Genomic DNA, 19224 nt, shown 5'->3' with positions numbered 1-19224 from the left:
GGTCAACCTCCGACGCTCTTCTGTGCAGCCGCGCGCCGGACCAAGTCGACCAGGCGATCGTCGGCGTCGCGACGACCGAGAGTAGCCGCTGCGGCACCCATCGCGTCCAACCGAGCCCGATCACCCAGCAACGGAGTCACCTCGCCGGCCAGCCGCGACGAGGTCAGCTCACCGTCCGCGACCAGCACTCCGCCGCCGGCGGAGACGGTCGGGACGGCGTTGAACCGCTGCTCGCCGTTGCCGTGCGGAAGGGGGACGTAGACGGCCGGCAGCCCGACGGCGGCCAGCTCGGCGCAGGTGATCGCGCCGGCACGGCACACGACCAGGTCGGCGGCGGCGTAGGCGAGGTCCATGCGGTCGACGTACGGCACCGGGACGTAGCGGGGCTCCCCGGCCGCCGCGCCGGCGCCCGTCGCGCCCGGACCAGCCACGCCTGGACCTGTCGTGCCCGGACCACTGGTGGCCACACCGGACCCGTCCGGACCATCTGTGACCGCATCGGCGCCGTCCGGACCACCTGCACCCGGACCACTCGTGCCCGGGTCACCCGTCCCCGGGCCAGCGGAAGCGGCCGGGCCGGCGACCGGGATTCCGTGCGCCGCGGCAGCCTCGGTGGCGGCCCGCAGGTTGTCGCGGCCGACGGCGTGGAGCACCTGGAAGCCGGCGTCGAGCAGGGCGCGGAGGGCACCGGCGGTCGCCTCGTTGATCCGGCGTGCTCCCTGGCTGCCGCCGAAGACGAGCAGGGTGGGCAGCGACGGGTCGAGGCCGAAGAAGGCGCGCGCCTCGGCGCGGGTGGCGTCGCGGTCGAGGAGCGCGATGGACCGGCGCAGCGGGATCCCGACGTGCTGGGCGTGCGGGAGCTCGACACCGGGCGAGGCAACCCCGACGAAGGAGGTGAAGCGGGCGCCGATGCGGTTGGCCAGGCCCGGCTTGGCGTTCGCCTCGTGCACGACGATCGGCACGCCGAGCCGGCGCGCCGCGACGTACGCGGGCAGCGCCACGTAGCCGCCGAAGCCGACCAGCACGTCGGCCTGGTGCGACCGCAGCACCTCGGTCGTCTGCCGGACGGCGGCGCGCACGCGCATGGGCAGTCGCAGGAGGTCGGGCGTGGGCCGGCGCGGCAACGGGACCGGCGGGATCAGCGCCAGCTCGTAGCCGCGCTCGGGAACGAGGCGGACCTCCAGTCCGCGCTCGGTCCCGAGCAGGGTGACCTGCGCGTCAGCATCGGCACGACGCACCGCGTCGGCCGTTGCCAGGGCAGGTTCGATGTGCCCGGCGGTACCGCCGCCGGCCAGGACGACCTTCACCCGCAGATCCTCCCCGACCGGCGACGCTGCTGAAACGCGAGCGCCCGTACCGACGGCACCACATCGGCGCCGGACCGGCGACACCACTGGAACACGACCTCGCGGGCCGGCGACACCGCGCCGACCCCAGACCACGCCTGCGCCCTCACGCGCGGATCCTCCTCAACCGGCGGCGCTCCCGCCGCGCCTGCTTGCGGGCCGCCAGCGCCTCGCGAGCGCCGGGCTCCTCCTTGGCCAACGCCATCAGGATCCCGACCGCGACGATGGCGACGACCATGGAAGCGCCACCGTACGACACCAGCGGCAGCGGCACGCCGATGACCGGGAAGACGACGAGGACGCTGCCGAGGTTGATGATCGCCTGGACGATCAGCCAGCCCGTGATGCCGGCCGCCGCCAGCCGGGTGAACGTGTCGGTGGTGCGCATCGCGATGCGGATGCCGGCGAACCCGAGCGTGAAGAACAGCCCGAGCACCATCAGAGCGCCGGGCAGTCCGAGCTCCTCGCCGAGGATGGAGAAGATGAAGTCGGTGTGTGCCTCGGGCAGCTGGCCCCACTTGAGCCGGCTCGCGCCGAGTCCGCTCCCCCACCAGCCGCCGGTCGCGAAGGCATAGATCGAGTTGGCCGCCTGGTAACCCGTGCCGGAGAAGTCCGAGAACGGGTCGAGGAAGCTGACGACGCGCGACATGCGGTTCTCGGAGGCGGTGACGAAGTACGCCCCCACCACACCCACCACACCGAGCGCCAGCCCGAACAGCCACGTCGGCACGCCGACCACCCACAGCAGCGTCAGCACGATCGCCATGAGCACGAGCGCCGTGCCGAGGTCGTGCTGGCCGATCGTCAGCGCGACGATCGCACCCGCCACCGGCACGAACGGGATCATCAGATGCTTCCACTGGGCCAGCAGCCGGCCCTTCAACGCGAACATGCCGGCGCCCCAGACGATCAGCGCCAGTTTCGCCGGCTCCGACGGCTGGATGAGGAACGGCCCGCCGAGGTCCAGCCAGTTCGTGTTGCCGCCACGAGTGACACCGAGGCCGGGCACGAACGTCAGCGCCAGCAGCATCGCCGCCACGACCAGCATCGGCAGCCCGAACCGGCGGATCAGCCGGGCCGGCATGCGGGACGCGATCCAGGCGATCGGCAGCGCCACGATGACCCACGCCAACTGCCGGGCGAAGTAGTAGTACGGGTAACCGAACTGCACCCGCGACATGACGCTCGACGCGGAGAACACCATGATCATGCCGAGCACGAGCAGCAGGCCGGCCGAGCCGAGCACCAGGTAGTACGAGGCCAGCGGCCGCTTCAGCAGCCGGCGCAGCGCCTCGGCCGCGGCCGCGCGCATCGGTTTCGCGCCGGCCCCCGAACCGCCGGAGCCCCCGGCCCGCGAGCCCCCCGGCCCGCCGCCAGCGGCGCCGGCCGAACCGCCCGGCGCCTGCTGATCGACCGTGCTCACGGCGTCGCGCGGCCCCCGGGCAGACGTCGCACCGCATCAGCGAAGGCGTCGCCCCGGGCACCGTAGTTGGCGAACATGTCCATGGACGCGCACGCCGGCGCCAGCAGCACGGTGTCGCCCGGGCGGGCGAGCCCGGCGGCGGCGGCCACGATGCGATCCATGGCCTCATTGTCGGTGTCGGGAACGTCGACAACCGGTACATCCGGTGCGTGTCGTGCGAGCGCTTCGGCGATGACCGCACGGTCCGCACCCAGCAGGACGACGCCGCGCAGGTGCCCGCGGACGTCACGCACGAGGTCGTCGAACGACGCGCCCTTGGCCAGGCCGCCGGCGATCCAGACGACGGGGTCGTAGGCGGCCAGCGACGCGGCGGCGGCGTGCGGGTTGGTCGCCTTGGAGTCGTCGATGTAGGTGACGTCGGCGACGACGGCGACGGTGGCGATGCGGTGCGGGTCGGGCGCGAAGCCGCGCAGGCCGTCACGGACCGCGACCGGCGGGACCCCGATCGACCGGGCCAGGGCGGCCGCGGCCAGGGCGTTCGCGACATTGTGCGGCGCCGCGGGCTGCACGTCGGTGATGGCGGCCAGCTCGGCGGCCGACGTCTGGCGCTCGGCGATGAACGCGCGGTCGACCAGGTACTCGTCGACCACGCCGACCATGCCGACCGACGGGATGCCCAGCGTGAACCCGATCGCCCGGGCGCCCTCGCGCACGTCGGCGTCGCGGACCATCTGCTCGGTGGCGGGATCGGCGACGTTGTAGACGCAGGCGGTCTCGACGCCCGCGTAGATGCGCGCCTTGTCGGCGGCGTACGCCTCCATCGAGCCGTGCCAGTCGACGTGGTCGGGCGCGATGTTCAGGACGGCGGCGGACCGCGCGGCCATCGAGTACGTCCAGTGCAATTGGTAACTGGACAGCTCCACGGCGATGACGTCGTGCCCGCCGGGGTCCATGACGGCGGCCGCGATCGGGTCGCCGACGTTGCCGGCGGCGGCCGCGCGCAGGCCGGACGCCCGCAGCATCGACGTCAGCATCCGCAGGGTGGTGGTCTTGCCGTTGGTGCCGGTCAGCACCAGCCACGGGGTGGCGGGGTCGCGGATCCGCCAGGCCAGCTCGACCTCGCCCCAGATCGGCACCCCGGCGGCAGCCGCCGCGGCCAGCAGCGGCGCGGACGGCTTCCAGCCTGGCGACGTCACGACCAGCTGCGTGCCGGGCGGCAGCGACGCGGTGGAGCCGGGGCCGAGCTCGATACGGGCGCCGAGGATGCGCAGGATCGTCGCGCGCTCCTGCTCGTCCGGGCCGTCGCGGTCGTCCAGCACGGTCACCTGGGCGCCCAGTTGGATCAGGGTGTCGGCGACCGCGTACCCGGTCACACCGAACCCGGCGACGGTCACCCGCAGCTCGGACCACGGGCTGTCGCGCCGGGCCTCCTCCAGCCACGACGGCGCCGGCCCACCGGACGACGCACTACCCGACGACCCAGGCCCGCCCGTCGACCCGGACCCGCCCGACGACACACCACCGGACGACGCGGGCTCGGCGGACTCGCCCGCCCCAGCCGCCGCGGCGGCCCCATCAGCCTTGCCGACCCCGCCGACCACGGGAGCGCTGCCGGCCCCAGCAGCACTATCGGCCCCAGAGGCACCAGCGCCGCCGGAGCTCATGCCGTCGCCACCCATTCGGCGTAGAAGAGGCCGAGCCCGAGCACCACGAACATGCCGGCGATGATCCAGAACCGGATGACGATGGTGACCTCGCCCCAGCCCTTGAGCTCGAAGTGGTGCTGGAGCGGCGCCATCCGGAACAGCCGCTTCCCGCCGGAGATCTTGAACCAGCCGACCTGCAGGATCACCGACAGCGTGATGACGACGAACAGCCCGCCCAGCACGATCAGCAGCAGCTCGGTCCGCGTCGTGATCGCCAGACCGGCCAGGCCGCCGCCGAGTGCGAGCGAGCCGGTGTCGCCCATGAAGATCTTGGCCGGCGCCGCGTTCCACCAGAGGAACCCGAAACAGGCTCCGACCAGCGCCGCCGCGACGACGGCGAGGTCGAGCGGGTCGCGCACCTCGTAGCAGCTCGGGCCCGGGGCGACGCCGCATGACTGGTTCAGCTGCCAGACGCCGATCAGTGTGTACGCGCCGAACACCATGACGGCGGCGCCGGTCGCGAGGCCGTCCAGGCCGTCGGTCAGGTTCACGGCGTTGGAGAACCCGGAGATGAGGAACAGCGCCCACAGCACGAACACGGCGGCCGGCAGCACCCACCCGGTGTCGCGCAGGACGGACAGTGCCTGCGACGCGGGCGTGTTGTTCTGCTCGTCCGGGAAGTTGATGGCCAGGATCGCGAACACGACGGCGACGGAGATCTGCCCGGCCATCTTGGCCCGGCTGCGCAGGCCGAGGCTGCGCTGCTTGGCGATCTTGATCCAGTCGTCGAGGAACCCGACGATGCCCAGGCCCACGACCAGGAACAGGACGAGCAGGCCCGACACCGTCGGCGGCGACGGCCGGACCAGGTGCGCCACGAAGTACGCGATCACGGCCGCGACGATGATGACGGCGCCGCCCATGGTGGGCGTGCCGCGCTTGGTGTGGTGGCTGGTGGGTCCGTCGTCGCGGATGAGCTGGCCGTAGCCGCGCTTGACCAGCCAGCGGATCGCCAGCGGGGTGCCCAGGATCGACACCACGAGGCCGACGACGCCGGCCGTGAGGATCGAGATCACTTGTCCTCCACCAGCCGTTCGCCGAGAAAGCGCAGGCCGGCATCGCGTGACGACTTGACCAGGACGACGTCGCCGGGCCGCAGCTCGGCGCGGAGCAGTTCGAACGCGGCGTCGACGTCGGGTGCCCAATCCGACTCGCCGTCCCAGGACCCCTCGAGCGTCGCGCCCTGGTGGATCGCCCGGGCGCCGTCGCCGACCGCGATCAGCCGCGACACGTTCAGCCGGACGGCCAGCCGCCCGATCGCGTCGTGCTCGGCGATCGACGCCTCCCCCAGCTCGCGCATCTCGCCGAGCACGGCCCACGTGCGGCCCTCGCCGGCGGGCCGCAGCGACGCCAGCGTCTTCAGCGCCGCGCGCATCGACTCGGGGTTGGCGTTGTAGGCGTCGTTGACGACGGTGACGCCGTCGGGCCGCTCGGTGACCTCCATGCGCCACCGCGACCGCGGCAGCGCCGCGGACAGCCGCGTCGCGACGTCGTCCAGCGACATGCCCAGCGCCAGCGCCGCACCCGCGACGGCCAGCGCGTTGGACACCTGGTGCTCGCCGACCAGCCGCAGCGACACGCGGGCGTCGCCGTCTGCCGTCACGATGCGGAAGGACGCGCGCCCGGCGGCGTCGAGCGCGACGTCCTCGGCGCGGACGTCGGCGTGGACGGACTCGCCCACCATGACGACCTGAGCCTGCGTCTGCTCAGCCATGCGGCGCACGACCTGGTCGTCGGCGTTCAGGACCGCGGTGCCGTCGGGCGGCAGTGCCTCCACCAGTTCGGCCTTCGTGCGGGCGATGGTCTCGCGGTCGCCGAACTCGCCGAGGTGCGCACTGCCGACGTTCAGCACGATGCCGACGCGAGGCGGCGCGATGCCGCACAGGTAGGCGATGTGTCCCGGCCCGCGCGCGCCCATCTCGGCCACGAGCGTCCGGGTCGACTCGTCGACCCGCAGCGCCGTGAGCGGCACGCCGATCTCTCCGTTGTACGAGCCGGGCGGCGCGACCAGCGGTCCGAGCGGCTCGAGCACCTGCGCCAGCAGGTCCTTCGTCGTCGTCTTGCCGGAGGACCCGGTGACGCCGACGACGGTGACCTGCGGGAGGCGGTCGAGGACGGCGCGGGCCAGCCGGCCGAACGCGACCTCGGTGTCGTCGACGACGACGGCCGGCACGCCGACCGGCCGCGCGGCGAGCACCGCCACGGCGCCGGCCTCGACGGCGGCGGAGGCGAAGTCGTGCCCGTCCTGCGCCTCTCCCTGCCGTGCGACGAACAGCCCGCCGGGGCCGAGCTCACGTGAGTCGGTCACCACCGGTCCGGTCACCCGGACGGCGGGGTCGGCGACGGCGTCCAGCCGTCCGCCAGTGGCCGAGGCGACCTCGGCCAAGGTGAGCGGGATCAAGCTGACTGCTCCTCACTCCACCGCACCAGCTCCTCGCGGAGCACGTCTCGATCGTCGAATGGATGCACGACGCCTGCGATCTCCTGCCCTTGTTCATGCCCTTTGCCGAGGACGACGACGGTGTCGTCAGGCCCGCGGGCGCTGCGCAGCGCCGCGCGGACGGCCTCGCGGCGGCCCCCCACCTCGAGGATCTCCCCCGCCCGCTCCGCGTCCGGCACCGCCTGGGCGCCGGCGACGACGGCGGCCCGGATGGCGGCCGCGTCCTCGGAACGAGGATTGTCGTCGGTGACGACGAGTACATCGGCGCCGCGCGCGGCCGCCGCCCCCATGAGCGGCCGCTTCTCGCGGTCGCGGTCGCCACCGGCCCCGACGACGACGATCAGCCGGCCGCGCGGGTGCAGTGCCTGCAGCACGTTGTCGATGGCGTCGGGCGTGTGCGCGAAGTCGACGACGGCGACCGGCGCGCGACCGCCGGCGGCGTCGTCGACGACCTGTTCCATCCGGCCGGGAACGCCGGGGCACGCCGCCACGCCCTCGACGGCCGCGACGAGGTCGACGCCGGCCGCGCGCAGCATCGTCACCGCCAGCGCGGCGTTGGAGACGTTGAACTCGCCCGGGATCGGGACGCGCAGCTCGAGCTTGTCGCCGTCGGCCCCGGCCAGCGTCGCGCGGTCGCCGTAGCAGTCGACCTGCCAGTCCGCCTCAGCCGTGACGTGCGGCGGCGCGACCGTGACCACCGGCAGCGGGGTCGACGCGGCCAGCCGCCGGCCGTACTCGTCGCCGACCACCACGACAGCGCGGCGGGCGTGCTCCGGCGTGAACAGCCGGGCCTTCGCGGCGAAGTAGTCGTCGAGGCCGTGGTGGAAGTCGAGGTGGTCCTGGGTGAGGTTGGTGAACCCGGCGACGTCGAACACCACGCCGTCGACCCGCCCGAACACCATGGCGTGGCTCGACACCTCCATGGCGCAGGCCGTGACGCCGCGCTCGCGCATGACGGCGAGCAGCGCGTGCACGTCGGTGGCCTCGGGCGTGGTGCGGATGCTGGCGACCCGTTCGTCGCCGACCCGGGTCTCGACGGTGCCGATCAGCCCGGTGACGTGCCCGGCGGCGCGCAGCCCGGACTCCAGCAGGTACGTCGTGGTGGTCTTGCCGTTGGTGCCGGTGACACCGAGCATCAGCAGGTCACGGGCCGGGTGGCCGTACACCGTCGCGGCGATCTCGCCCAGCCGCGACCGCGGGTCCGGCAGCCGCAGCACCGGTATCGCGACGTCGCCGGCCAGCGCGATGCCGTCGTCGTCGGTCATGATCGCCACCGCACCGGCCTGCGCGGCGGTGGCCGCGAACCGGGCGCCGTGCGTCACCGCGCCGGGCAGCGCCATGTAGAGGTCGCCGGGCCGGACCTGCCGTGAGTCGTGGGTGACGCCCGTCACCAGCACGTCCGCCGGCGCGGCGGCGTCGAGCGCCGTCAGCGGCAACGGCGTGACGTGGCGGGGGCGCAGTCCTGGGCGGTCGGGCACGACAGAGCAATCTACTCGGTCAGTCGGCGAAGAGTGGCACCTGCGGCGCCTCGGTGCCGGTCGGTGCCACGCCGCCCTGCTCGAGAGCGAAGCGCATGATGTCCGCGAAGGCCGGACCGGCCAGCGCGCTGCCGGAGTTGCCGTTCTTCGGGTCGAACAGCGACACGACCACGACGTACCGCGGGTCGTCGGCCGGCGCGAAGCCCATGAAGGACGAGTTGTAGTCGGCGTAGCAGCCGCAGTCGGGGTCGACCCGCTGCGCCGTACCGGTCTTGCCGGCGATGCGGTAGCCGTCGACCAGCGCGGGCTTGCCGGTGCCGCCCTCGCCCATGACGGCCTCCATCATCGTCGTCACCTCGGCGGCGGTCTCCTCACTGATGATCCGTTCCGGCGCCGACGGCTCCACCGGCGTCTCGCGCCCGTCGGCGCCGATGGTCGCCGCGATGAGCCGCGGGTCGACCCGCACGCCGCCGCTGGCGATCGTCGCGTACGCCGAGGCCATCTGCACGGCGCTGACCGAGATGCCCTGGCCGAAAGCGACGTTGTCGCGGGTCAGGTCGGTGAAGTCGTCGCCGGACGGCAGCCGGCCGCCGGTCTCGCCGGGCAGCCCGAGGTCCGGCGCCGTGCCGAACCCGAACCGACGCAGGTAGTCGTGGTAGACGTCCTTGTCCAGCGTCTCGGCGGCCAGGACGGTACCGACGTTGCTCGACTTCGCCACGACGCCGGCCAGCGTCATCTGGTCCTCGCCGTGACTGTAGTAGTCGTGGATGGTCTCGCCGCCGCGCCTGATGCTGTCGGGCACCGAGAAGACGGTGGTGTGGTCGGCCAGCCCCTGGTCGACCACGGCCGACATCGTGATCGGCTTGAACACCGAGCCCGGCTCGTAGGCGTCCTCGACGGCGGCACTGCCGCGGTCGGCGGCCTCGGTCTTGCTCGGGTCGCTGGGGTCGAACGCCGGCGTGGCGGCCAGCGCGACGATCTCCTGCGTGTCGACGTCCATGACGACGGCGACGCCGTCGGCCGCGCCGGCGTTGGCGACCGCCTCGGCCAGCACCTGCTCGGTGTTCCACTGCACGTCACCGTCGAGCGTCAGCCGCAGCCCGGTGCCGGCGACCGGCTGGGTCACGTGGTTCGCCGAACTGTTCGGGATGCGGATGCCGCCGGGGCTGAACTGGTAGGTCGCCTCGCCGTCGACGCCGGCCAGCGTCTCGTCCATGGCCTGCTCGAGGCCGGTGAGGCCCAGGCCGTCGGCACCGAGGAACCCGACGACGTTGCCGGCGACGATGCCGGCCGGGTAGTCGCGGGCGGGAGCGGGTGCCGCGGTGAGCCCGGCCAGGCCGAGCGCCCGGACCTGCCGCCACACCGATCCCGGCACCCCTCGCCCGATGACGACGTAGCGGTCCGTGCCGGTGAGGTCGCGCTGCAGCGCGGCGGCGTCGGTGCCGAGGATGCCCTCGAGCTGCAGCGCGTACGCGGCCGGGTTGGTCACCTGAGTCTGGTCGACCTCGACCGTGTAGGCCTCGACGGTGCTGGCCAAAGGTTCACCGTCGCGGTCGATGATGACGCCGCGGTCGGCCCGCACCGCCACCGTCTTCAGCCCGATGCGATCGGCGACGGAGGCATACGTGGACGCGTCGATGCCCTGCAACTGGATCAGCCGGCCGCCGAACAGCGACAGGACCACGCAGACGCCGATCAGCGAGACCCGAAGCCGTTTGCGCGGGTCGGCCAGCCGGACGGTGCGCGGCTGCTTCGGCGGCCTCGGTGACCTCGGCCGCTTCGGCGGCTTCGGCGGCCGCGGCGCGCGGGACGACTTGGGCGTGCGGACGGCGCGAGCCGGCTTGCCACCGCGGGACGACGCGCCGGACGGGCGGCCCCGGGTCGCCGAGCCGACGGCGCCGGCCCGCACCTCCATCCGGCGACCGGCGCGGGCGGGACCGTCGGCGCGGCCGCCGGGGGACGCCGTCGGTGCGCTGCGCCAGGCGGCGTCGAGCTCGCTCTTCGGCGCGCCCTGACGGGGGCGCGCGGTGGCGCCGCGCCGCGACGCCGCGCCCTTCGCGGCCGCGGCGGACCTGCGGGCCGGCTTCGCGGCGGCCGTCTTGCCGACCGGCTTCGCGGCGCTCGTCTTGCGGACCGGCTTCGCGGCGGCCGTCTTGCGGACCGGCTTCGCGGCAGCCGTCTTGCGAGCCGGCTTGCCCGTGCTCTTGGCGGACGCCTTCGGGGCGGCCTTGGGCGCCGGCCGCGCGGCACGGCCCGCCGCCGAGCCCCGTCCAGCACCTGCCGCCGTTCCCCGCCCCGCCGTGCCACGGCCGGTCCCGGCCGTGCCGCCGCCGTCCCGGCCCTTCGGCGGCATCAGCCGGCACCACCGGCGTCGCCGGACGAGGAGCGCGGCAGCTCCAGGAACGTGGGCGGCTCCTCGGACGCGACCATGCCCATCCGGACCGCTTGGTCGGCCAGCGCGTCGGGCGCGCTGCGGGCGGCGACACGGTCGGCGAGCTCGGTCTGCCGGTCGCGCAGCTCGTCCGTGGTCGACTGCAGCTCGCCCAGTTCGAAGGCACCCTGCTGCAGCGCGGTGTTGAGGACCAGCAGCCCGATCAACCCGATGCCGAGCACCAGCAGCACCAGCACGACGAACGGAGCGCGCGGGGCACGGGAGGCGCGGGCCTGCACGCTGCGCAGCGCGGGCCGGCGCGGCGCGGCGACGGGTGCGTAGGCGCGTTCCGCGGCGCTCATGCGACCTCCCTGATCCGCTCGACGGCACGCAGCCGGGCCGACTGCGCGCGCGGGTTGGCGGCGATCTCGTCGCTGGTGGGCGGCTCGGACCGGGTCAGCAGCCGCAGCTCGGGCCGGTGCTCCGGCAGCTCGACCGGCAACCCGGGCGGCGCCGTGCTCGTCGAGCGCGCCGCGAAGAGCTGCTTGACGATGCGGTCCTCCAGCGAGTGGTACGAGAGCACGACGATGCGCCCGCCCAGCGCGAGCGCGTCGATGGCGGCCGGGAGTGCCCGCTCGAGCACCTCCAGCTCGCCGTTGACCTCGATGCGCAGCGCCTGGAACGTGCGCTTGGCCGGGTTGCCGCCGGTGCGCCGCGCCGGCGCCGGGATGGTGTCGCGGATCAGCTCGACCAGCCGGGCGCTGGTGTCGAACGGCGCCCGCTTGCGCTCCCGCACGACCGCCGCCGCGATGCGCGACGCGAACCGCTCCTCGCCGTAGCGGCGCAGGATGCGGGCGAGGTCGGCCGCGGCGTAGGTGTTGAGCACCTCGGCCGCGGTGATGCCGGTGGACTGATCCATCCGCATGTCCAGCGGCGCGTCCCGTGCGTAGGCGAAGCCGCGCCCGGCCTCGTCCAGCTGGAGGGACGAGACCCCCAGGTCGAACAGGACGCCATGCACGCGCCGGATGCCGAGGCCCGCCAAGACGTCGGCGATCCGGTCGTAGACCGCGTGGACGCCGGTGAACCGGTCGCCGAACGGCGCCAGCCGCTCGGTGGCCCGGGCCAGCGCCTCGCGGTCGCGGTCGAGGCCCACCAGGTGGGCCGTGGAGCTGCGGCGCAACAGGGCCTCGGCGTGCCCGCCGAGACCCAGCGTGGCATCGACGACCACACGCCGTCCTGCCTCGGACGGCGCGGACGCCGGCTCCAGAGCCGGAGCCAGGAGCTCGACGACGCGGTCGAGCAGCACCGGGACGTGCGCCCCCTGCTCAGTCATCGACACCCCCGCGTCTCTCGTCGTTGCTTCACAGTGCTGTTGCCATCGCGGCTCGTACGACCAGGTCCCCGCCCGCTCGGGCTTGCTTGCCAGCTCTGGTCTCTTGCCACCGGGGAAGGTGCGTCAAGTGACTGAGCGGCCGGAGACCTCGTCGTGCGTTCCACGCGACGGCGGTCAGAAGATGCCGGGCAGCACCTCCTCGGAGATGTCGGCGAACATCGGTTCCTTCTCCGCCTGATACGTCTCCCAGGCCTGCTCGGACCAGATCTCCACCCGCGTCATCGCCCCGACGACGGTGCATTCGCGCTCCAGGGCCGCGTACGTACGCAGTCCCGGCGGGATGGTGATGCGGCCCTGCTTGTCCGGAACCTCGTCGCTGGCCCCCGCGGCCAGCATCCGGGCGAAGTCACGCGTGCCCTTGTGCGTGATGGGGGCGGCGCGCAACTGCTCGGTGAACCGGAGGAACTCGGCCCGCGGCCACACGTAGAGACAGCGCTCCTGCCCTCGTGTGATCACGACGCCCTCCGCCAGTTCGTCCCGGAACTTCGCCGGAAGGATGAGCCGCCCTTTGTCGTCCAGCCGGGGCGTGTGGGTGCCGAGGAACACGGCCCACCTCCCCGCTGTCCGCCGTGACCGTCACCGGAACTTCCGCTGATCGCCACCCCGGACCACTCTTCCTCCACTGCCCGCCACTCTACTCCACTCTCCCCCACTTGCAACCACATTCGGCCCCATCGCGCCCCACCACGCCCCACGAGGGGCCTGGCCGGACGGCGGCGACGTGGCGGGGCGGACGGACCCACCGGGCCGGCGTCCGCCCTGGTAGAAGCGCCATGGACGGGACCGTCGGACGGCGCCGGCGAAGGGGTGGAGCGCGGTGGGAGGCGAGGTGGAGCGGCTGTGGGGCGCAGGCGGCTCGCCGGGCCGCGACGGCCGAACGGCTCGCGCGTCACCCCAGCTCAGCGCGGCGGGGCCGCCGGCGGGACGCGGTGGTGGAGGGAAGTGGGGAACGCCCGGCCGGGCGCGGGTGGAGGAGGGCGGTGCGGCCCGGCGGCGACTCGCCACGGCCGCGCCCCGATTCCAAGATCGAGGGCGCCGCGACACACCGTCCCACCAGGCCAGGCGAACATCGAATGTCCGCTTCGGATGGATGCGCGTGCATAGCGAGTGGACATAGGCTCTGCGGGTAAGCGAAAGCCGGGGCCGATCGGAACCTGCAGGGTGGGTCGAACGTCGCACACTGCGAGACTTGAAAGCGGAATTCCGCGATCGGCCGAGGCACGTCACGCCGACGAGGTCGGGGATCGAAGGAGGAAACGTGCCTGAGCCGTTCAACCCGGGCCGTCATCAACAGCAGGGATCCAGCGAGCTCGTACCCGAGCTGGCGCTGAGCGATCTCGCCGACACCGCGGCGCGCATCCAGACGGCCATCGGCTCGGTGGTCGAGGGGAAGCCCGAGGTCATCAAGCTGGCCCTGACCGTGTTGCTGGCCGAGGGGCACATCCTCATCGAGGACGTCCCCGGTGTCGGCAAGACCATGCTGGCCAAGTCGGTCGCCCGCGCCATCGACTGCTCGGTGCGCCGCATCCAGTTCACGCCCGATCTCATGCCCAGCGACGTCACCGGCGTCTCGGTGTTCAACCAGGAGACCCGCGAGTTCGAGTTCAAGCCGGGCGGCGTGTTCGCGAACATCGTCGTCGGCGACGAGATCAACCGCGCTTCGCCGAAGACGCAGTCGGCGCTGCTGGAGTGCATGGAGGAGCGGCAGGTCACCGTCGACGGCACGACGTACCAGCTCGAGGCGCCGTTCATGGTGGTCGCCACGCAGAACCCCATCGAGATGGAGGGCACCTACCCCCTCCCCGAGGCGCAGCGCGACCGCTTCATGATGCGGCTGTCCATGGGCTACCCGTCGCAGCAGGCCGAGATCGAGATGATCGACACCCACGGCTCCACCAGCGCGCTCGACCCGCTCGAGCCGGTCACCGACGCCGCGCACGTGCACAAGCTGGTCCGCCTCGTCCGCGGTGTGTACGTCGCCGACCCGATCAAGGAGTACGCGGTCGCGCTCACCAGCGCCACCCGCACGTCTCCCGACCTCCGGCTGGGGGCGTCGCCGCGGGCGACGCTGCACCTCATCCGGGCGGCGAAGGCGTGGGCGGGCCTGGAGGGCCGCGAGTACGTCCTGCCCGACGACATCCAGGCTCTGGCCGCGCCGGTGCTAGGCCACCGCCTGCTGCCCACGGCCGAGGCGCAGATCGGCCGGCGCGACGCCGCGAGCATCGTCACCGATCTCGTCCAGCGCGTCCCGCAGCCCGAACCGGCCCGGTAGGGCCTCATGAACGACGCACTGTCCGGTCTCACCCGCCGCGGCTGGGCCTTCCTGGCCGTCGGCGGCGGCGCCATCCTGGCCGCCGTCCTGGCCGGGCAGCGCGACGTGCTCCGGGCCGGCATCCTGCTGGTCGTCATCCCGGCCATCAGCCTGATGGTGGCGCTGCGCAGCCGGGTGCGGCTGGCGGCGTCGCGGTCCATCGAGCCGCCACGGGTCTCGGTGGGCGAGCGGGCGACGGTGCACCTGCAGCTGGCCAACTCCGCGCGCATCCCGACCGGTGTGCTGCTGGTCGAGGACAGCATCCCGTTCACGCTCGGCGCCCGGCCGCGGTTCGTCCTCGACCACGTGTGGTCGCGGTTCCGGCGCGACGTCACCTACGCCATCGACCCGGTGGTGCGCGGACGCTACAAGGTGGGCCCGCTGACGGTGCGGGTCACCGACCCGTTCGGCATGGTCGAGCTGCGGCGCGCGTTCAGCGACGTCGGCACGCTCATCGTCACGCCGACGGTGCACCAGCTGCCGCCGGTCCGGCTGGTCGGCGAGTGGAGCGGCAGCGGCGAGAGCCGGCCGCGGGCCATCGCGGCCGCCGGCGAGGAGGACGCCACGATCCGCGCCTACCGCACCGGCGACGACATGCGCCGCGTGCACTGGCGGGCCACCGCCCACCACGGCGAGCTGATGGTTCGCCGCGAGGAGCAGCCCTGGCAGAGCCGGGCCACGATCCTGCTCGACACCCGCACGTCCGGGCACACCGGCGAGGGCATCGACTCCTCGCTGGAGTGGAGCGTCACGGCGGCGGCGTCCATCGGGGTGCACCTGTCCGAGCGCGGTTACGCCGTCCGGCTGGCCACCGACCACGGCAGCGCCGTCTCCACCAACTGGCACGACCCCGCCAGCGGCCCCGGCGACGCCAAGGTGTCGCTGCTCGACGCGCTCGCCGTCGTCCAGCCGCAGCGCGACGCGTCCGTCGGCCGCTGGCCCGACCTCCTCAGCGGCGCCGAGGCCGCCACCGGCCTCCTGGTCGGCGTGTTCGGCCGGCTCACCGAGCAGGAGGCCCGCCTCGTCGCCGGCCTGCGGCAGGGCTCCACGGCCGCGCTGGCCGTCGTCCTCGACGTCATGTCATGGACGTCGATGGGCGAGAACAACCGTGAGCGGGTACGGCTCACCGCCGGCGTCCAGGTGCTGCGCAGCGCCGGCTGGAACGTCATCGTCGCCAAGCGGGGTGAGCACCTCGCCACGCTGTGGGAGCGGCTCGGGCTGCAGCGACCGGCCGTGTCGGCTCCCACGCCGGCCGGCGCCACGAGCGGACAAGAGGCGGGTTGATGTCGTCGCTGAGTGCACAGGGCCGGTTGACCATCGTCGCGGCGGTGGCGGCCTGGTTGTCGGTGCTGCCGCTGTTCGCCATCACGCAGACCGACGACTGGATCGTGCCGGCCGCCATCGTCATCGCGCTGGTCGCCGGCGGCGGTTACGTGCTGCGCAAGCTCGGCGTGCCGGCGCTGCTGGTGCCGATCGCGCAGCTGGCGGTCGTCGTGCTGTGGCTGGGCGTGCTGGTGGCCAACGACGTCGCGCTGCTCGGGTTCATCCCGACCACCGACTGGGCCACCCGGCTCGTCGACGTGTTCCGCGAAGGCCTCGACGTCACCTCCACGTACATCGCCCCCATCCCGGTGCCGCGCGGCGTCCTCATGCTGGTCGTCGGCGGCGCCGGCGTGGTGGCCGTCCTGGTCGACACCCTCGTCGTCTGGCTGCGCCGGGTCCCGCTGGCCGGTGTGCCGCTGGCCGCCTGCTACGGCGTCGCGGCCGCGGTCATGAGCATCGGCCTGGACTGGTGGTGGTTCCTGCCGCCGGCGGCCGGTTTCCTGGCGCTGCTGGTCTCCGAGGGACGGACCCGGGTGGCCGCCTGGGGACGCTCGGCCAGTCCGTCGGCGCGGCGCAGCGGCATCCCCGAAACCGACTCACTGGCGCGCAACGGCCGGCGGGTCGGCGCGGTGGCGCTGGCGGTGGCGGTCGCCGTCCCGGGCCTGGCGCCGGTGCTCACCGAGGGCGTGCTGGGTCCGGGCCGAGGCGGGGGCGGGGGTGGCGGGCAGACCATCCGCACCGACAACCCGATCATCGACCTGCAGCGCAACCTGCAGCGCGACCAGAACGTCGAGGTGCTGCGGTACACCTCCTCCACCGAGGAGCCCTCCTACATCCGCATCGTCACCCTCGACGTGTTCGACGGCGAGGAGTGGAAGACGTCCGACCGGCCCGTGCCCGACTCCGTCGACTCCGGGCTGCCTTACCCGCAGGGCCTCGTCCAGGCCGACTGGCCGGTCGCCGATTACGACATCAGCGTCACCGACGACTTCAGCTCGAGCTGGCTGCCGCTCCCCTACCCGGCGCAGACGGTCAACATCGAGGGCGACTGGCGCTATCACGCGCCCACCCTGGACGTCGTGGCCGACGGCGACGACGTCCGTGCCCGCAGGTACACCGTCCAGAGCCTGGTCGTCGAGCCGACCGTCGAGGCGCTGCGCAACGCCGGCCCGCCCAGCGACGACGTCGACGCCATGCTGGAGCTGCCCGACAACCTCCCTGACATGGTCACCGACCTCGCCGACTCGGTCACCCGGAACGCCCCTGACGACTTCAGCAAGGCCGCCGCGCTGCAGCAGTGGTTCCGCGGCCCGAGCGGCGGCTTCACCTACGACATCACGGCGACGTCCGGCCACAAGGCCGACGCGCTCGTCGAGTTCCTGACCGACCGGACCGGCTACTGCGAGCAGTTCGCCGCCACCATGGCCATCATGGCCCGCTACCTGGGCATCCCGGCGCGGGTCGCGGTCGGTTTCACCGGTGGCGACTACCAGGGCAACGGGACGTACCTCGTCCGCTCGCACGACTCCCACGCCTGGCCGGAGCTGTACTTCGAGGGGTCCGGCTGGGTCCGGTTCGAGCCCACCCCGGCCGCGATCACCGGCATCGCGCCCGACTGGACGCTCGTGCCGAGCCAGAACGCGCCGGTGCCCGACCCCAACGATCCGTCCGCCCCGACGCCGCAGCCGACCAGCACCGCCCCGTCCATTCCGCGCGACGATCAGCTCGGCGGCGGCGCCACGTCCGGCGGCCAGGAGCCTCCGTCGCGGTGGCCGCTGATCGTGCTCGGGGCGCTGGCGCTGGCGGCGTTCTTCGCGACGCCGTCGGTGGCCGCCCGCATCGGCCGCGAGCGGCGCTGGCGCCGGGCCGGCGACGACCCGGGCGCCCTGGCCGAGGCCGCCTGGGCCGACCTGCGCGAGTCCGCCCGCGACGCCGGCCGTCCCTGGAACCCCGCGGCCACCCCGCGGGTCACCGGCCGCCGCCTCGCTACCGCCTCCTCCCTCGACGACGACGAGCGGCAACTCCTCGACCACCTCGTCGGCGCCGTCGAACGCGCCCGCTACGCCCGCCAGGCCCCGCCCGTCGAGGCCCTGCGTGAAGACACCGACATGGTGCGCCGCTCCATCGCCCGCTCGGCCTCGCTGGGCCGGCGCATCCAGGCGTTCCTGCTGCCGACCCGCTACCGCGACAGCGCGGTCGAGGCCAACCGCCGCCTGGTCGACGGCTTCGACTGGATCGACGCCACAGGTGAGCGCATGCGCTCGTCCGTCGCCTCGGCCACCCTCCGGCGGCGGCTCCCGGCAACCCGCCCACCCGCCGAGTAGGCCGCCTTCCGGCGCGACGATCGGTCCGCGGCTGTCGCGCCGGAAGCAGGGCTCACCAGGTCGGTGACGCGGCGGCGGGCCTCGCCGGGCGCCGGCGTCCGGCCTGACGGAGGCGGCGTCCGGCGTGATAGGTGGCGGACCATCGGACACGAGCGCCGTTCAGGCGACCACGCCGGCGGCACCAGGGCATGACGCGGCAGAACGGGCAGCCGACGGCGATGGTGTCGGCGCCGAGTGCTTCGGTGGTGCGGGTGGTGTTGATGCGGGTGCCGATGCGTTCTTCCATCCACAGTGGCCGGGACCGGCGAAGCGTCGGCCGGGGTGCACGGATCTTCGCCGCGCAGGCCGGCACGACACCACCTGGGCTGGGCCCCGCGGCCCCGCCACAAGCACCGACTCCCCCGCGCCGCCGCACCTGACGCCTTCACGGCGCCGCCCCGACGCACGCCGTCCGGCAGTCGCGACGTCACGCGACCGCGGCTAGTCGCCCCCAGAAACGCGAAAGCGCCGCCCGCAGGCGACGCTGACCGCGTGGACCGTTGACGCTACTGCCCGTAGCCCCGCTCGCGCCGGTTGCGCCAGCGCTGCTCCATGCGCTCCATGAACGAGCCGCTGTTGCGCGGTCCCTTGGGACGACGCTGCCGACGGGGCGACCCCGGGCTGATGTCGGGGACCTCACCACTGCCACCACCCGCGGCAGCTGCGGCCGCGGCGTCGGTGGGCGGGACGCGCCGCCATGAGGTGACGGCGTAGAAGGCAGAACCGAGCATGACGACGAAGCCGGCGACGCCGAGCGGGATCACCTGGGTGACCGCGCCCGTCATGAGCAACACGACACCGACAACGAAGACCAGACCGGCGAGAACCGCACGCCGCCGGTACCGCCGCCGAAGATCCGCGCCACGCATGGCAGTGGCGAACTTCGGATCCTCAGCGAGGAGCGCCTGCTCCATCTGCTCGAGCAGCCGCTGCTCATGATCGGAGAGTGGCACCGTTCCCCTCCAATGAACACGGATATCTTTGGGCACCTGCTGTAAGGACCAGCATATGCGGCCGACGCCACCGAAGAAAGCCAGGCGTTCGACCGAAGCCGATGGATGTCGCAGTAC

14 protein-coding genes are annotated in these 19224 nt (G+C 73.5%); 3 read left to right on the top strand and 11 right to left on the bottom strand.

Going from position 1 to position 19224, the window contains the following annotated elements:
• Nucleotides 1-2 precede the first annotated feature (2 nt).
• From DZA62_RS36775 to mraZ, 10 genes are all read right to left on the bottom strand, one after another.
• Nucleotides 3-1307 (bottom strand): UDP-N-acetylglucosamine--N-acetylmuramyl-(pentapeptide) pyrophosphoryl-undecaprenol N-acetylglucosamine transferase, encoded by a 1305-nt coding sequence (locus DZA62_RS36775; protein WP_232827309.1) that lies wholly within the window; start codon nt 1305-1307, stop codon nt 3-5.
• Between the two features lie 145 nt (nt 1308-1452).
• Nucleotides 1453-2769, bottom strand: coding sequence for a putative lipid II flippase FtsW (gene ftsW / locus DZA62_RS08430; RefSeq protein ID WP_116948417.1), 1317 nt, complete (start codon nt 2767-2769; stop codon nt 1453-1455).
• Nucleotides 2766-4205 (bottom strand): UDP-N-acetylmuramoyl-L-alanine--D-glutamate ligase, encoded by a 1440-nt coding sequence (murD, locus tag DZA62_RS08425; protein ID WP_408618443.1) that lies wholly within the window; start codon nt 4203-4205, stop codon nt 2766-2768. Before murD ends, ftsW begins: the two co-directional genes overlap by 4 nt.
• A gap of 224 nt (nt 4206-4429) precedes the next feature.
• Nucleotides 4430-5491, bottom strand: coding sequence for a phospho-N-acetylmuramoyl-pentapeptide-transferase (gene mraY, locus DZA62_RS08420; RefSeq protein WP_116948416.1), 1062 nt, complete (start codon nt 5489-5491; stop codon nt 4430-4432).
• Nucleotides 5488-6876: a UDP-N-acetylmuramoyl-tripeptide--D-alanyl-D-alanine ligase gene (locus tag DZA62_RS08415; protein WP_116948415.1), complete on the bottom strand. Its 1389-nt coding sequence runs from the start codon at nt 6874-6876 to the stop codon at nt 5488-5490. Before DZA62_RS08415 ends, mraY begins: the two co-directional genes overlap by 4 nt.
• On the bottom strand, nt 6873-8393 hold the full coding sequence (locus tag DZA62_RS08410) for a UDP-N-acetylmuramoyl-L-alanyl-D-glutamate--2,6-diaminopimelate ligase (protein WP_116948414.1): 1521 nt from the start codon (nt 8391-8393) through the stop codon (nt 6873-6875). The genes DZA62_RS08415 and DZA62_RS08410 overlap by 4 nt, the downstream gene beginning before the upstream one ends.
• Nucleotides 8394-8412: 19 nt before the next feature.
• Nucleotides 8413-10746 carry a penicillin-binding transpeptidase domain-containing protein gene (locus DZA62_RS08405; RefSeq protein WP_116948413.1) on the bottom strand — a complete coding sequence of 778 codons (2334 nt, stop codon included), beginning with the start codon at nt 10744-10746 and terminating at the stop codon, nt 8413-8415.
• Nucleotides 10746-11126 carry a septum formation initiator family protein gene (locus DZA62_RS08400; RefSeq protein ID WP_116948412.1) on the bottom strand — a complete coding sequence of 127 codons (381 nt, stop codon included), beginning with the start codon at nt 11124-11126 and terminating at the stop codon, nt 10746-10748. The genes DZA62_RS08405 and DZA62_RS08400 overlap by 1 nt, the downstream gene beginning before the upstream one ends.
• Complete coding sequence (gene rsmH, locus DZA62_RS08395; RefSeq protein ID WP_116948617.1) at nt 11123-12097, bottom strand: 16S rRNA (cytosine(1402)-N(4))-methyltransferase RsmH; 975 nt, start codon at nt 12095-12097, stop codon at nt 11123-11125. Before rsmH ends, DZA62_RS08400 begins: the two co-directional genes overlap by 4 nt.
• Before the next feature lie 174 nt (nt 12098-12271).
• A complete protein-coding gene (mraZ, locus tag DZA62_RS08390; protein WP_046767667.1) occupies nt 12272-12703 on the bottom strand; it encodes a division/cell wall cluster transcriptional repressor MraZ in 432 nt (143 codons plus the stop codon).
• A 775-nt stretch (nt 12704-13478) separates the two neighbouring features.
• Here mraZ and DZA62_RS08385 point away from each other — a divergent pair.
• The 3 genes from DZA62_RS08385 to DZA62_RS08375 are packed head-to-tail and all read left to right on the top strand — an operon-like array spanning nt 13479 to nt 18115.
• Nucleotides 13479-14429, top strand: a complete 951-nt coding sequence (locus DZA62_RS08385; RefSeq protein ID WP_116948616.1) for an AAA family ATPase — start codon at nt 13479-13481, stop codon at nt 14427-14429.
• A 6-nt stretch (nt 14430-14435) separates the two neighbouring features.
• On the top strand, nt 14436-15752 hold the full coding sequence (locus DZA62_RS08380; protein WP_116948411.1) for a DUF58 domain-containing protein: 1317 nt from the start codon (nt 14436-14438) through the stop codon (nt 15750-15752).
• Nucleotides 15752-18115, top strand: a complete 2364-nt coding sequence (locus DZA62_RS08375) for a transglutaminaseTgpA domain-containing protein (RefSeq protein WP_116948410.1) — start codon at nt 15752-15754, stop codon at nt 18113-18115. Before DZA62_RS08380 ends, DZA62_RS08375 begins: the two co-directional genes overlap by 1 nt.
• Before the next feature lie 545 nt (nt 18116-18660).
• On the opposite strand, the gene DZA62_RS08365 is transcribed toward DZA62_RS08375, so the two are convergent.
• Complete coding sequence (locus tag DZA62_RS08365) at nt 18661-19107, bottom strand: DUF3040 domain-containing protein (protein WP_116948408.1); 447 nt, start codon at nt 19105-19107, stop codon at nt 18661-18663.
• Between the last annotated feature and the right edge of the window lie 117 nt (nt 19108-19224).

The organism is Jiangella endophytica (assembly GCF_003427025.1).
GTDB lineage: Bacteria > Actinomycetota > Actinomycetes > Jiangellales > Jiangellaceae > Jiangella > Jiangella endophytica.
This window is presented reverse-complemented; position numbering and strand designations above follow the sequence as displayed.

Excerpts from the sequence above, each read along its gene's own strand:
- DZA62_RS08405 (WP_116948413.1), bottom strand. The coding sequence starts at position 10,746 with ATGCCGCCGAAGGGCCGGGACGGCGGCGGCACGGCCGGGACCGGCCGT.
- DZA62_RS08400 (WP_116948412.1), bottom strand. The coding sequence starts at position 11,126 with ATGAGCGCCGCGGAACGCGCCTACGCACCCGTCGCCGCGCCGCGCCGG.
- rsmH (WP_116948617.1), bottom strand. The coding sequence starts at position 12,097 with ATGACTGAGCAGGGGGCGCACGTCCCGGTGCTGCTCGACCGCGTCGTC.
- DZA62_RS08380 (WP_116948411.1), top strand. The coding sequence starts at position 14,436 with ATGAACGACGCACTGTCCGGTCTCACCCGCCGCGGCTGGGCCTTCCTG.
- DZA62_RS08375 (WP_116948410.1), top strand. The coding sequence starts at position 15,752 with ATGTCGTCGCTGAGTGCACAGGGCCGGTTGACCATCGTCGCGGCGGTG.